We start from the raw sequence: 13,337 nt of genomic DNA, 5'->3' as shown, positions 1-13,337 counted from the left end.
AATTCTATGAACACTTCAAACATACCGGAGTTCTATTTTAAAAATGACCAGGAATTTAGAACATGGATGCACACTAATCATAAAAACTACTCGGGCATTTATCTTATTTTCTACAAAGTGGACCATGAAAATGAAAGTATGCGATGGGAAGAAGCAGTGCGGGTAGCGCTATGTTATGGTTGGATCGATAGTACCGTAAAAAGCCTTGGAAACGGAAAAAGAAGACAATATTTCTGTCCCAGAAAACCCAAAAGCGTTTGGAGTAAAGTGAACAAAGAACATTTAAAATCACTTGAAAAAACAAATTTATTACATGAAACTGGGCGTGCCGTTATTGCGATAGCAAAAGCTAATGGTTCATGGACAGCTTTAGACAATGTAGAGAACGGTGTTATACCTAATGACCTTGAATTGGCATTCAAGCAAAATAAAAAAGCATTCAATAATTTCAATGGTTTTACCAAAGGACAACGAAAAAGCTATTTATACTGGCTTAATCAGGCAAAAAGGGAAGAAACAAGACAGAAACGAATATCAGAAATTATTCGCTTATGCGCCTTAAATGAAAAATATAGAAACGGCGGACAACGATAGTGGGTTAATTAATTTTATGTAAGTTAATTGTAAATTAAATATTATTTTCGCTTTAAGTTAGGCGGGTGTACCAAGCTAGCGTGTTTCCGTTATTGGTTTTCTCTCCTTAACCCGGAAAAATGTCAAAATTACCCAAGGAACACCAATTCTTGGATTTATCGGATTATGGTAGACCAGTCGCAAGAATTATTGCTAATAGTCTTAAACACAGTGATTTTACTCCAATTCATGTTACGGTTACCTTCATAATTGCTGGCCTAGTTGCTATTGTATGCCTCCTAAATCAATATTATTGGGCCACTTTATTCTTTTTGGTCTTAAAGTCTATCCTTGATGCGGCGGATGGGGAGTTAGCACGCATTAAAAACACCCCTTCCTACACGGGGCGTTATTTTGATTCTGTTGCGGATATTATCCTAAACCTGTTTATACTCGTTGCAATTTGGTATGTAACCTCTGGCTCATGGTTTTTGATGGCCTTGGCCTTCTTTGGACTACAATTACAGGGCACATTATATAATTATTATTATGTGATTTTGAGAAATACTAAAGCTGGGGACACTACGAGTCGCATATTTGAAAAGGAGATTCCAAAGGCCTTAGATGGGGAAACCCAGAGCAGTGTAAATTTTTTCTTTGCCCTCTACAGCATGCTATATGGTGTTTTTGACACTATTATTTATGCTCTGGACCGCAAGGCAGAAGAAAGCAATAGGTTTCCCAACTGGTTCATGACCGCCGTCTCTACGTTTGGTCTAGGCTTTCAATTATTGGTCATAGGCTGTATGTTGGTGCTAGGACTCCGAGATTACATCATCCCTTTTTTTATTGGTTATTCTTTCTTTATTTTGATTTTTATAGTGATAAGAAGAATCATAAATCGCTAATTATTTCTACCTTCCCATGGCTAATTCAATGCTACAATGGTTAAATCTATAGCTCATTTCAAATCCCTTCTCTTTCTATTTATACTTATAGCAGGATGTAAAAATCAGGAAGAGACATTATATGACATCGTTTTAAAAAACGGTTCTGTTATAGACTTGGAAACGGGCTCTATTTCTAGACAAACCATAGGTATTACTGATGGTGTGATTATGGAACTAAAATCTACCACTACCAATGTTCCGTTAAAGGCTAAGCTAGAAATAGATGTTGAGGGAAAGTATCTGCTCCCCGGTTTTTGGGACAATCATGTGCATTTTAGAGGTGGTGATTCCCTAATTGGGGCAAACAAAAAATTCCTGAAACTTTTTATGGCCAATGGAATTACCACGGTGCGCGATGCTGGCGGTGATCTTACCACTAGTGTTATGGCTTGGAAAAGTAGTATTACAGAAGGAACTTTGGTTGGCCCTACCATTTTCACATCAGGGCCAAAAATAGATGGAAAAGGTGCTACTTGGGCAGGTTCGCTGGAGGTGGAGAACGAAGAGGAAATTCGAAAGGCCTTAGATTCCTTAGAGCAAATACCTGTAGATTTTGTTAAACTTTATGATAGCCGAATCTCTGGAAAAAACTACCTAAATACCATAGGGGAGGCCGAAAAAAGAGGGTTGATTACTTCCGGACATATGCCTTTTACCGTCACCTTAGAAGAAACTATTGACGCAGGTATTGATACCATTGAACACCTCTATTATATTATGAAAGGTTGCGCCTCTAACGAAGTTTACGTTACCAATAAAATGAAATCTGGAGAAATCGGTTTTTGGGATGCCATGCCTTTATTAATGGAAAGTTATTCCGATACCACCGCAACGAACACTTTTACTACTTTGAAAAAAAATAATGTTTACGTAGTTCCTACGCTACATATCGGGAAGACGTTGAGTTATTTAGATGAAAATAATCATACCAAGGACCCTTATCTGAAATATATGACGCCAGGTATTATTAAAACGTACGAGGGAAGAATAAATAGAGTGAAAAACTCCAAACCTGAAGCTATTGCAAATCGAAAACAATTGGACACCTTTTTTGGCTCATTGGCAAAATCACTTAGCGATGCGGGAGTGGGGCTATTAGCGGGTTCTGATTGTGGTGCCTATAATTCGTACACCTATCCTGGCGTATCCTTGCATAAAGAGTTACAGGAAATGGTAACCATTGGTATTTCACCACTTGAAGCTTTGAGAACATCTGCTTACAACGGAGCAAAGTTCTTGAAAAAAGACGCGAATTATGGAACCTTAAAAAAAGGGAAAGTAGCGGATATTGTTGTCTTGGACGGTAATCCTTTGGAGCAAATAAACAATACAGAAAAGATACATTATCTCATTAAAAATAATAATGCTTATTCTGCAGTAGCGTTAAAAGCATTACTGAAAAGTGCCTTAATAGTCGATTAAATGAAAAACAAAATCTTCCTTATAATCTGCCTGATGAGTGCCGTACTAGAGGCGCAAACCATGTTAGTACCAGATCGTGTTTTTGACGGACAAGAGATGCATACCGATTGGGTAGTACTGGTAGAGGGAAATACCATAAGCTATGCCGGAACATTAAATAGATTGGACAAACCCGAAAATACCACGGAAATGTTGCTAACGGGCACAACATTAATGCCGGGTATCATTGAAGGACATTCCCACCTACTACTACATCCTTATAATGAGACCAATTGGAACGACCAAGTACTAAAGGAATCACCGGTAGAGCGGGCAATACGCGGCACCGTGCATGCCAAAAGCACCCTCATGGCCGGAGTGACTACAACGAGGGATTTAGGAGCTGAAGGGGCCGGCTATACCGATGTTTATTTAAAGAAAACTATTGAAGACGGCATTGTTCCAGGACCTCGGATGCTCGTCGCGGGACCTGCCATAGTTGCAACGGGTGCTTACGGACCTAAAGGGTTTCATGATGGTGTTACCGTACCACTTGGAGCCGAACCTGCTAGTGGCGTCCCAGAAGCAATTGAAACGGTACGCCGCCAAATGGGCAAGGGCGCAGATTTTATTAAAATTTATGCTGATTATCGTTGGACCACAGGAGCCAGCTCTCAACCTACATTTTTACAGGAAGAAATAAACGCTATGGTAGCGACGGCCACCAGTGCCGGAAAATATGTGGTGGCACACGCCAGTACCCCTGAGGGTATTAGACGCGCTATTAAAGGTGGTGTTGAGACCATTGAACATGGAGATGGTGCTACTTTAGAACTGTTTCAACTAATGAAGGAAAAAGGAATAGGGTTCTGCCCCACTCTGGCGGCCGGAGATGCCATTACGCAATACCGTGGCTGGAACAAAGGAAAAGAACCAGAACCAGAACGCATCATAAAAAAGAGAGCATCCTTTAAACTAGCATTGGATTCTGGCGTGGATATTGTTTTTGGTGGTGATGTGGGGGTCTTTACCCATGGAGAAAATTATAGAGAAATGGAACTGTTGGTAGACTATGGCATGAAACCTCTAGCCGTGCTGACCTCAGCTACATCATTGAATGCTCGTATGTTTCATTTGGATAAACTTGGAAACTTAAGAAAAGGCTTTACGGCGGACATCATTGCAGTAAAAGGCAACCCACTAAAGGATATTTCTAATATGAAGCAGGTGGTATTTGTAATGAAGGATGGCGTAGTTTATAAAGAAGGGAGTTAGGTGTTCGTTGTTAGTTGTTCGTGTTAAGATCTATTTCATAATAAATACTCAGTTTTCACATAGCTATCAAAGGGGTATCCGCATTTTATTCGCTACGGCTATATCCACACGGAGATTACCTTTCAATAAAATTAAATTTCATCTTTTTTCGACTGGAAGACAAAAATTGTCCTAGCGTAGTATAATTATTTCCTTTTTGACATTAATTGCAATACTCTTTTTAAAAGCACAATAATCGACTATAGACTGCCAACTATTGACCAACAACTATCTCAACCTACAGGCAACTACTGTTTACTGCCTACTGCCCTCTGTCCCGTGCCTACTCTACCTCTTTTAGTAGTACTTCTATGGATTTCTCTAGTTGTTCGTCACGACCTTCGGCGATAATATCCGGTTGGTTTTTAATGATAATCTCAGGGTTGGTCTCGTTATTCTCTAACCATTCCCCAGCTTTATTCTTTGCGCTTACAGGTACAACACCCCAAACACCTCCATTAGGCAAACGCTCCCATCCTGCAAAACTACAAGTTCCCGGCACGGGCATTCCCACGGTCTTTCCTATTTTTAAATCCACATATCCGCTAGCGAAACAAGAACCGTCACTGTACATGGATTCGTTGAACATAGCTAAAGTGGGCTTTGTCCACCTAGATGTAGGCTCCCCACCTACTACCCTATCCTCAGTTTCATAAGATAGAAATGGTATACCTGTGAAGAACATTGCTAAATCCGCTACCAAATCGCCACCACCATTAAAACGTGTATCTACAATTACCGCTTTCTTATCAATAAACTTGCCCATCATTTGCTCATAAATGGTCCGGTAGGGACCGTCGCTCATACCTGGGATATGAACATAGCCTAAGGTTCCCTTACTCTTTTCTAAAACCTCTTTTTCATTCTTTTTTACCCATCTATCATACAATAGTCTGTTTTCCTGACCTATTGAAATCGGTTTTACTGTTATTTGCTTTCGGGTGTTATTTAACCCTACAATATCCAAAAGCATAAATTCTCCTGCTTTTCTGTTGAGATAACTAGCAATGTCCCTAGAAGGCAAAACAGTTTCACCGTTTATTTTTTCGATAAGCATTCCCGGCTTTAACTTAAAATTAGCCTTATCTAAAGGACCTCCCTTAATGACTTCTGCAATTTTAATACCGTTTCCTTTATGTTCATAGTCCATAAAAATGCCCAATGATGCAGTAGCATCACCGTTTTTAATATCATCGTTAAATCGCCCCCCAGCATGCGATACGTTCAACTCGCCCAATAACTCCGAAACCATTTCAGCGAATTCATAGGAGTTGCCAATATGCGGTAAATACTTTTGGTATTCCGTGCGCATGGCCTTCCAATCTATACCATGAAAATTGGAATGGTAAAAAATACCTTTGGTACGCAACCAAATATGGTCGAACATATATTGACGCTCCGCATCAGCATCTAATACCATTTCCGACTTCAACTTTACAGACTCCTTTTTACCGGCCTTAACATCTACCTTTGCTATTTTCCCATCGGCAAGTAAGAATAAATTTTCCTGTTTCTCGTCCCATTGTAAACTACCTGATTTGGCTCCTAAGGAAATTAGCATTTTAGTATTCTTAGTCCTAATTTCCGTTTCCCAAAGATTTAAATCCTTTTCAAAACGGGTAAGATAATATAGCTTTTCACCATCCTTGGATAATACAGCATCGGCCAATTTAGAAGAATGTATGGTTAAACGTGCTTTGCGGTCTTGAACATCCTCTAAATCAAATTTCAAAGGCTTCACTCCATCTTTTTGGTCGTCTTCATCTTTCTTCTTTTTCTTTTTATCACTTTTATCGTCGGTATCGGTGTCTTCCTTTTCGCTATCCTCTTCCATCAACTTTGTTAAGTCGTATTCTTCTTTTGTCATATTAAACTTGTCCCATCCATCTTTGGTTAGGAACATGCTATAAACATCAAATTCTGACTGGCCGCTGGTGGCATAACTCTTTAATCCGTTCCTGTTGGCATACCATATGATTTGATTTCCACCATTGACCCATTTTGGTGATACATCATAATAACCACTCTCCGTTAAGTTGGTACGTGATTTTCCATCGGCCGAAATCAATAATATTTCGCTATTACTCAGTGTAACCCCCCAATCTACCAAAAGCCATTTGCTGTCCGGACTCCATTGGTAATACTTGTCTCCATCCGAAAAATGATACAACTCATTAGGCGTAAGTAAGGTAGTAACGGTATTCGTTTTCAGATTTTTGACTTTAAGCGTTCTACGACCTTCTATATAAGCCATTAGATTACCGTCTGGCGAGAACTCTGGCAAGTACACGTCTGTGGTTGTGGTCAATAATGTATCTTCTTTTAAGATGGTAGCTGCAAAGAAATACGGTTCCTCTTTCCTAATTTTAACGGTTTTGAAAATGGTCCATTTTCCGTTCCTTTCGCTTGCATAGGCCACTGCCTTACCGTCTGGCATAAACTTTACAAAACGTTCCTGCTCCGGGGTATTTGTGAGCCTCTTGGTCAACGAACCGTCAACAGCGGTCACAAACACTTCGCCCCTACTTACAAAGGCAATTTCTTTTCCGTTCGGTGATATATCCATTTCTCGCACACCTCCATTTATAGATACATACTCTAGTGAATTTGTAGCATTTTGAGTTCTAATAAGTATCGCCACTTTATTAGGCGTTTGGCCTTCCTGGAAGGTATAGATCTCCCCATCATAACTAAAACTCATAATACCATTACCTACGCTTAGCGAACGAATAGGATGTGTTTTAAATTGAGTTAGCTGCTTTTTTTCAGACCCGTCAACACTCATTTTATGTACGTTATAGGAGCCACTTTCCTCACTTAAGTAATAGATAGTCTGTTCATCGGCACTGTACGAAGGGTTTCTATCCTCACCTTTAAAGGTGGTCAACATCCGATGTTCTCCTGTGGTCATATCGTATTCCCAAACATCTCGGGTTATGGCAGAAACATGATGTTTTCTAAAAGTATCTTCGTATCCCTTTTTATCGTGATATACTAATTTAGTTCCTGCTCTATTCACCTGAACGGCTTCTGCAGGAACCGTAAGAACTTGGTCCACACGACCTCCTGCTAGAGGTACGCTATACAATTCTGGCTGTCTACTAATTGGATATTGTCTATGGGTAACGGCATCTTGCCTTGCAGCCCCAAAAAGAACACGCTTGTCATCAGCTGAAAAACTATAGGGCGTTTCATCGGTACTATGAAATGTGAGTCGCGTTGCTGGTCCTCCCATTGCATCCATAGTATACACATCAAAATTCCCAAATCGGTTTGAAGCGAAAGCAAGGTTTTTACCGTTCTTACTCCAAACAACCTCATAATCGTGGGCTTTATGAAAAGTTAACTGTTGTGCTGTTCCACCAGTTACCGGCACTCTGTATATGTCACCTTTATAAGTAAAAGCTAATGTTTTACCATCTGGCGAAATAGATGGGTACCGTGCCCATTGCGGCGCTATTTGCGCGATGCCTGAAAAGGAAAAAATTAAAGTGGTCAAGACTAAAAAGAAGTTTCTCATAAAATAAGATTCGTTGTAGATTTTAAAAGTTTTTCAAGATAGGGAAATGGCACAATAGTACAAAGGGGAAATGTGTAGATAGAGGAATTAGGGGTTTAGGAAAAGTAAAATGATTTCAATCTCCCAAAGTTTATGAACTACTTCACTTTTGAATTACTTTTAAGAATTCAATGTAAATAAGGATTTCATTCACTTATGGAAAATCAACAAGATTACTGGACCACACGTTACAAAAATCAAAGCACAGGTTGGGATATTGGTTATCCCTCAACTCCATTAAAGGATTATATCAATCAATTGCATGAAAAGACTATTTCTATACTAATTCCCGGAGCAGGAAATGCATATGAAGCGGAGTATTTGTGGAAAAATGGGTTCAAAAATATTTACATATTGGATATTTCCCAAGTTCCATTGATTGCTTTTCAGGAGAGAATTCCGGACTTCCCCCCGAAACAACTACTACGAGGAGATTTTTTTGAACATCAAGGAAAGTATGACCTGATTTTAGAACAAACCTTTTTCTGTTCTTTTGTACCCACAGATGAGAACCGCCACAGGTATGCAAAAAAAATGGCTGGTCTTCTTGCGGCTACTGGAAAACTTGTGGGTGTTTGGTTTAATTTTCCCTTAACGGGAGATATGGAAAAGCGTCCTTTCGGAGGTAATAAAAATCTATACCTAAGCTATTTGGAAACCTATCTAAAAACCATAACTTTTAAAGCCTGCTACAACTCTATTCCGCCAAGGCGGGGAAAAGAACTGTTCGGAATATTTATGAAAAAGTAGTGTTATTTCTCTTTTGGTAGGAGTACTCTTTTGAGCCCATTCACCAATTTATAAATAATAAAGAATACTAGACACAATATACCGCCAAAACCAATAGGAATAATTGCTCCAAAAGCAAATGAGGCACCAAGTACCCAACCCAAAAAGAATTCGGATTTATGTAATGGAAATATAAGTGACAGTATGAATATTAGACCCATGATATAATCAGTAACTTCAATTCCATTTAAAAACGTCACCGATATACTAATTGCAAATACCAATCCCGCCATAAAACGTAATCCTACAAGTTTCAGTGAATCTATATTATTAGGTTTATTTAAACGTAAAGCAATACGGTACAACAGAAAATATGTAAATATGGGTAATACGATACCTCCCCACCAATTTGGAATACCTGGCATATCGTCGCTATGCAAAATGTAATGTATGGGCACACCACCATGAAAATAATCCCAGCTAATATGCGCCCATATCAAAAGGGTTACAATTACAGTGAGGCTAAGACGAAGTCTTTGACTAAGTTGATTATGCATTAGATTTGATTTGATTGATGTAACCATAAGACGTCCTAGAGACGCTCTTGTTACACATCCAATCGATAAAATATTAGAATACAGCATATTAGTTGCTTTTCAAGTATCTGAAAGGCTATACGAAGAGTGAACAATTTCTTTAGCTTAAAGGAGCAAAACTTCCATGGCATTTACCTTACAAACAGGTTTTAATAGCTGTTAAATTCTTCATAGGATTGTCCTTTTGTAGCGGAAGTAAGGTGAATCCGTTTACTTTGACAGCGGTAATTTGAAAAACTCCCTCTTTCTGATTTTGTCCAGCTTCAAAAATTAAAAAAGCATTACCGTGTATCGTTTTTATAGCCCAATGCCCATTACTACGTTCACTGAAATTTATAAACTGATAGCGTCCACGAGGTTTTTTGGTCTTTTTATCCAAGTAATACTGCTCCTTGGTAAACTGTCCTTGAATTCCCTGAATTAAATCGCATTGCTGCTCCACCAAAAAATCTTGTAATTCTTTTTCACCCATTTCCAGTTTATGAGTCAAATCTAACTTTTCAAATGTATATTTAGTATTCTTTGAGCCCTTCAAGACTATTTCATTTTTATCGACACTTTCGATTTTCAATTTACCCTTGACTCCCTGTATTTTAAACTTGGTTCTCTTACGATTAATGGTAAATCTATTTTTATTTTCTTTATTTATATTTCCTATGGAACTTCTATCAAAATCCACAACTGTTTTACCGGGAATAGTTTTAGAAAGATTCGCAGAATTCTGCCAAGGATTGTCATTGGATAGCCAAACGCCTTCTGGTTCCTGAGCAATTATGAATTGACTGATAATGAATACTGTAGAGATGAAAAATATCCGTTTCATAATGCTGAAAACGTATTTTGAAGTATTTTGTTGTAAACTAGACGAACACAAAGATTAATTTTCCTGTTGTTAAAAAACAAAATCGCTTCTTAACGCCTTGGCTTTTTCCTATATTTAGGCGACTAATTAACCTTTCAAAAGAATGACCAAAAAGCTATTTTTCCTCTCGATGCTTTTCGCATCCCTATTTACCGTTGCACAAGAATTGGACATGAAACTCATGCAAGACCTAAAACCTAGAAATATAGGTCCCGGTGGTATGAGCGGTAGGGTTACAGCGATTGACGTAGTTACAAATAATCCGGATATGATGTATGTAGGAACCGCCTCTGGTGGACTCTGGAAGTCTAATTCGGGTGGTATTACTTGGGAACCTATATTTAATAAGGAGGTAACCGCATCGGTTGGAGCTGTGGCCATACAACAGTCCAATCCTTCTGTTTTATGGGTCGGTACAGGAGAAGGAAACCCTAGAAACAGTTTAAACGGTGGCTATGGTGTTTATAAATCCCTAGATGGTGGCAACACTTGGAAAGCTATGGGCCTGGAAAAAACAAGACACATCCATAGAATAAAAATTGACCCCACGGACCCTAATACCGTTTATGTAGGTGCTATAGGTTCCCCATGGGGCGAACATGCTGAAAGGGGTGTTTACAAAACCACCGATGGTGGTAAAAGCTGGGAGAAAATACTTTTTGTGAACAATAAAACAGGAGTTGCGGATATGGTCATGGACCCCACCAACCCTAACAAACTGTTAGTGGCCATGTGGGAACATAAACGTGACCCTTGGTTTTTTAAATCCGGTGGTTCGGGTAGTGGATTATATATGACGCATGATGGAGGAGAAAACTGGAAAAAATTAAGTGATGAAGATGGACTCCCAAAAGGAGATCTCGGAAGAATTGGAATTGCTATTGCTCCGGGTAAACCGAACGTAGTTTATGCCCTAGTAGAAGCAAAAAAGAATGCACTCTACAAGTCTGAAGATGGTGGTTTCAAATGGAAAATGATCAACAACAAAGACGATATTGGAAATAGACCTTTTTATTATTCTGAAATCTATGTGGACCCTGAAAATGAAAATCGGGTGTTCTCTGTATTTACCTATGTAAATGTATCCCAAGACGGAGGTAAAAAATTCACGCAATTAATGCCGGCATACCGAGCAAACAATGGGGTACATCCAGACCATCATGCTTTTTGGATTCATCCGGAAAATGGGCAGTTTATGATGGACGGTAATGATGGTGGCCTAAATATCTCAAAGGATGGCGGAAAATCTTGGCGCTTTATCGGTAATCTTCCCGTAGCACAGTTTTACCATATCAATGTCGATAACGAGTATCCCTATAATGTTTATGGCGGAATGCAGGATAATGGATCTTGGAGAGGACCTGCCTATGTTTGGAGGGACCAAGGGATTCGAAATAGCTACTGGCAAGAAATTGCTTTTGGTGATGGTTTTGATGTGGTGCCAGATTTGGATGATTCGCAATATGGCTATGCCATGAGTCAGCAAGGATTCGTTGCTCGATATGATTGGAAAACTGGTAATAATTATATTGTACGTCCTACCCCACCGGATGCAGATACCAAACTACGTTTTAATTGGAACGCTGCTATTGGGCAGGACCCTTTTGATAATAGTACGGTTTATTTTGGAAGTCAATTTGTGCATAAAAGTACGGATAAGGGCTTAACTTGGGACGTTATTTCCCCTGACTTGACGACCAATGACCCTGAAAAACAAAAACAAAGCGAAAGTGGTGGACTAACCATGGATGCCACAGGAGCTGAAAATCATTGTACGCTGTTAGTTATTGAGCCTTCCTCACTTGAAAAAGATATGTTATGGACTGCCTCAGACGATGGTCGTGTGCATTACACCCAAAATGGAGGTGCCACTTGGACAGAAGTAACTCAAAATATAAAAGGCTTACCAAAAGGCAGTTGGATAACACAAATTAAAGCATCCAATAAAAATAAAGGTGAGGCCTTGCTGGTGGCCAATGATTACAGAAGATTCAATTATACCGCTTATGCATATAGAACAAAGGACTACGGCAAAACTTGGTCTAGAATCGTAGATGATACGGATGTAGAAAGTTATGTGCTTAGTATCGTTGAAGATATCGAAAACAAGAACCTCTTATTTTTAGGAACGGACGATGGCTTATACATTTCCTTGGATGGTGCCACTTCCTGGCAAAAATGGACGGAGGGCTTCCCAACCGTTTCTACTAAAGATTTGGTGATTCATCCACGAGAGCACGACTTGGTTATCGGAACTTTTGGTCGTGCGGCATGGGTGTTGGATGATATTAGACCACTCCGAGCTCTTGCTGGTAATAGTGGTATCCTAAATAATGATGCGAAACTATTTACGCCTCCAACAGCCTACCAAGCTGCCTATCAACAGCCGACCGGAAGCAGGTTTGGTGGCGATGCCATGTACAATGCCGAAAATAGAAAGTCTGGCGCTATGATTACCTATTATTTAAAAGAAGGTAAGAAGGATATGAAAAAAGATAAAACTGATGAAAAAGAAAAGGAAGATAGTTCTGGAGATAACGAGTCTACTTCCAAAGCGCTCAGCGGAATTCAGAAAAAGGATTCCATTCAGTTTGATTTTTATGAGGGTGATAGATTAATACGGACACTAAAGTACAAAACTCCCGAAAAGGCCGGTTTCCATAGAATCTACTGGAATATGGATGAAAAAGGCCCGGACAGACCATCTCGAAAAATTGTAAAGAATAAGAAAGAGCCTGGAGGCGTAGACGTAAAACCAGGTTCGTATAACATTAAGATGCATTTTGGTGAGCTAACGGACGAAACGACCATAACGGTAAAATCGGACCCAAGGCTTAATGTTAATACGGCCTCAATTACCGAAGTTTATAAAACCGGAAAGGAAATCGAAAAAATGACCCAATCAGCGGCCGATGCTGTTTCTCAATTGGTAGAAAGTAAAGTGATTGCTGAAAAATATAGCAAGGAACTTAAGGAAATGGACGAGAAAAAGTTCAAAGACCAAATTAAAGCTTCCAAGGATATCGTAAAACAAATTGATTCTGTAGTAGCGCTGTATATTGGTAAAGTAGATAAACGCCAAGGTATAACACGTAATCCTGAGATTACTGTAATGCAACGCATAGGAAACGCGAGTTACTATTCTAGCACGCGCAAAAATGGCATCACAAAAACAGAAAGAGATTTGATTAAGTATGCCAAGGACGAATTGAAAATGGCGCTGAACAAGACCAATTCCTTTTTTACTGACAAATGGAAGGCCTACCGGGAGTCCATTGAAAGTCTAGAAGTTTCCCCCTTTAAAGAGACGGTTCGCTTCAACTTGGAATGATTATGACTATTATGAAACCATA

9 protein-coding genes are annotated in these 13,337 nt (G+C 39.3%); 6 read left to right on the top strand and 3 right to left on the bottom strand.

Going from position 1 to position 13,337, the window contains the following annotated elements; translation table 11 throughout:
* Positions 1-6: 6 nt before the first annotated feature.
* The 4 genes from SJY09_RS03165 (at position 7) to SJY09_RS03150 (ending at position 4,199) form a co-directional block, all read left to right on the top strand.
* Positions 7-594 (top strand): YdeI family protein, encoded by a 588-nt coding sequence (locus SJY09_RS03165; RefSeq protein WP_396637509.1) that lies wholly within the window; start codon positions 7-9, stop codon positions 592-594.
* 119 nt (positions 595-713) lie between these two features.
* A complete protein-coding gene (locus SJY09_RS03160) occupies positions 714-1,481 on the top strand; it encodes a CDP-alcohol phosphatidyltransferase family protein (RefSeq protein ID WP_396637508.1) in 768 nt (255 codons plus the stop codon).
* 36 nt (positions 1,482-1,517) lie between these two features.
* On the top strand, positions 1,518-2,945 hold the full coding sequence (locus SJY09_RS03155) for an amidohydrolase family protein (protein WP_396637507.1): 1,428 nt from the start codon (positions 1,518-1,520) through the stop codon (positions 2,943-2,945).
* A 33-nt stretch (positions 2,946-2,978) separates the two neighbouring features.
* On the top strand, positions 2,979-4,199 hold the full coding sequence (locus tag SJY09_RS03150; RefSeq protein WP_396637506.1) for an amidohydrolase family protein: 1,221 nt from the start codon (positions 2,979-2,981) through the stop codon (positions 4,197-4,199).
* A gap of 322 nt (positions 4,200-4,521) precedes the next feature.
* On the opposite strand, the gene SJY09_RS03145 is transcribed toward SJY09_RS03150, so the two are convergent.
* Positions 4,522-7,758 carry a S41 family peptidase gene (locus tag SJY09_RS03145; RefSeq protein WP_396637505.1) on the bottom strand — a complete coding sequence of 1,079 codons (3,237 nt, stop codon included), beginning with the start codon at positions 7,756-7,758 and terminating at the stop codon, positions 4,522-4,524.
* A gap of 195 nt (positions 7,759-7,953) precedes the next feature.
* Here SJY09_RS03145 and SJY09_RS03140 point away from each other — a divergent pair, with 195 nt between their 5' ends.
* Positions 7,954-8,547, top strand: a complete 594-nt coding sequence (locus SJY09_RS03140; protein WP_396637504.1) for a methyltransferase domain-containing protein — start codon at positions 7,954-7,956, stop codon at positions 8,545-8,547.
* Positions 8,548-8,549: 2 nt separating this feature from the next.
* Here SJY09_RS03140 and SJY09_RS03135 read toward each other — a convergent pair whose 3' ends face one another.
* A complete protein-coding gene (locus tag SJY09_RS03135; protein ID WP_396637503.1) occupies positions 8,550-9,083 on the bottom strand; it encodes a hypothetical protein in 534 nt (177 codons plus the stop codon).
* Between the two features lie 175 nt (positions 9,084-9,258).
* The gene (locus tag SJY09_RS03130; RefSeq protein WP_396637502.1) at positions 9,259-9,945 is read right to left on the bottom strand and encodes a hypothetical protein; all 687 of its coding nucleotides are present in this window, start codon (positions 9,943-9,945) and stop codon (positions 9,259-9,261) included.
* A gap of 142 nt (positions 9,946-10,087) precedes the next feature.
* Here SJY09_RS03130 and SJY09_RS03125 point away from each other — a divergent pair, with 142 nt between their 5' ends.
* The gene (locus tag SJY09_RS03125) at positions 10,088-13,315 is read left to right on the top strand and encodes a hypothetical protein (RefSeq protein ID WP_396637501.1); all 3,228 of its coding nucleotides are present in this window, start codon (positions 10,088-10,090) and stop codon (positions 13,313-13,315) included.
* The last annotated feature ends 22 nt before the right edge of the window (positions 13,316-13,337 follow it).

Source organism: Maribacter sp. R77961, assembly GCF_044594925.1.
GTDB lineage: Bacteria > Bacteroidota > Bacteroidia > Flavobacteriales > Flavobacteriaceae > Maribacter.
The sequence above is the reverse complement of the archived record's forward strand: the minus strand, read 5'-3'. Positions and strand labels throughout refer to the sequence as shown.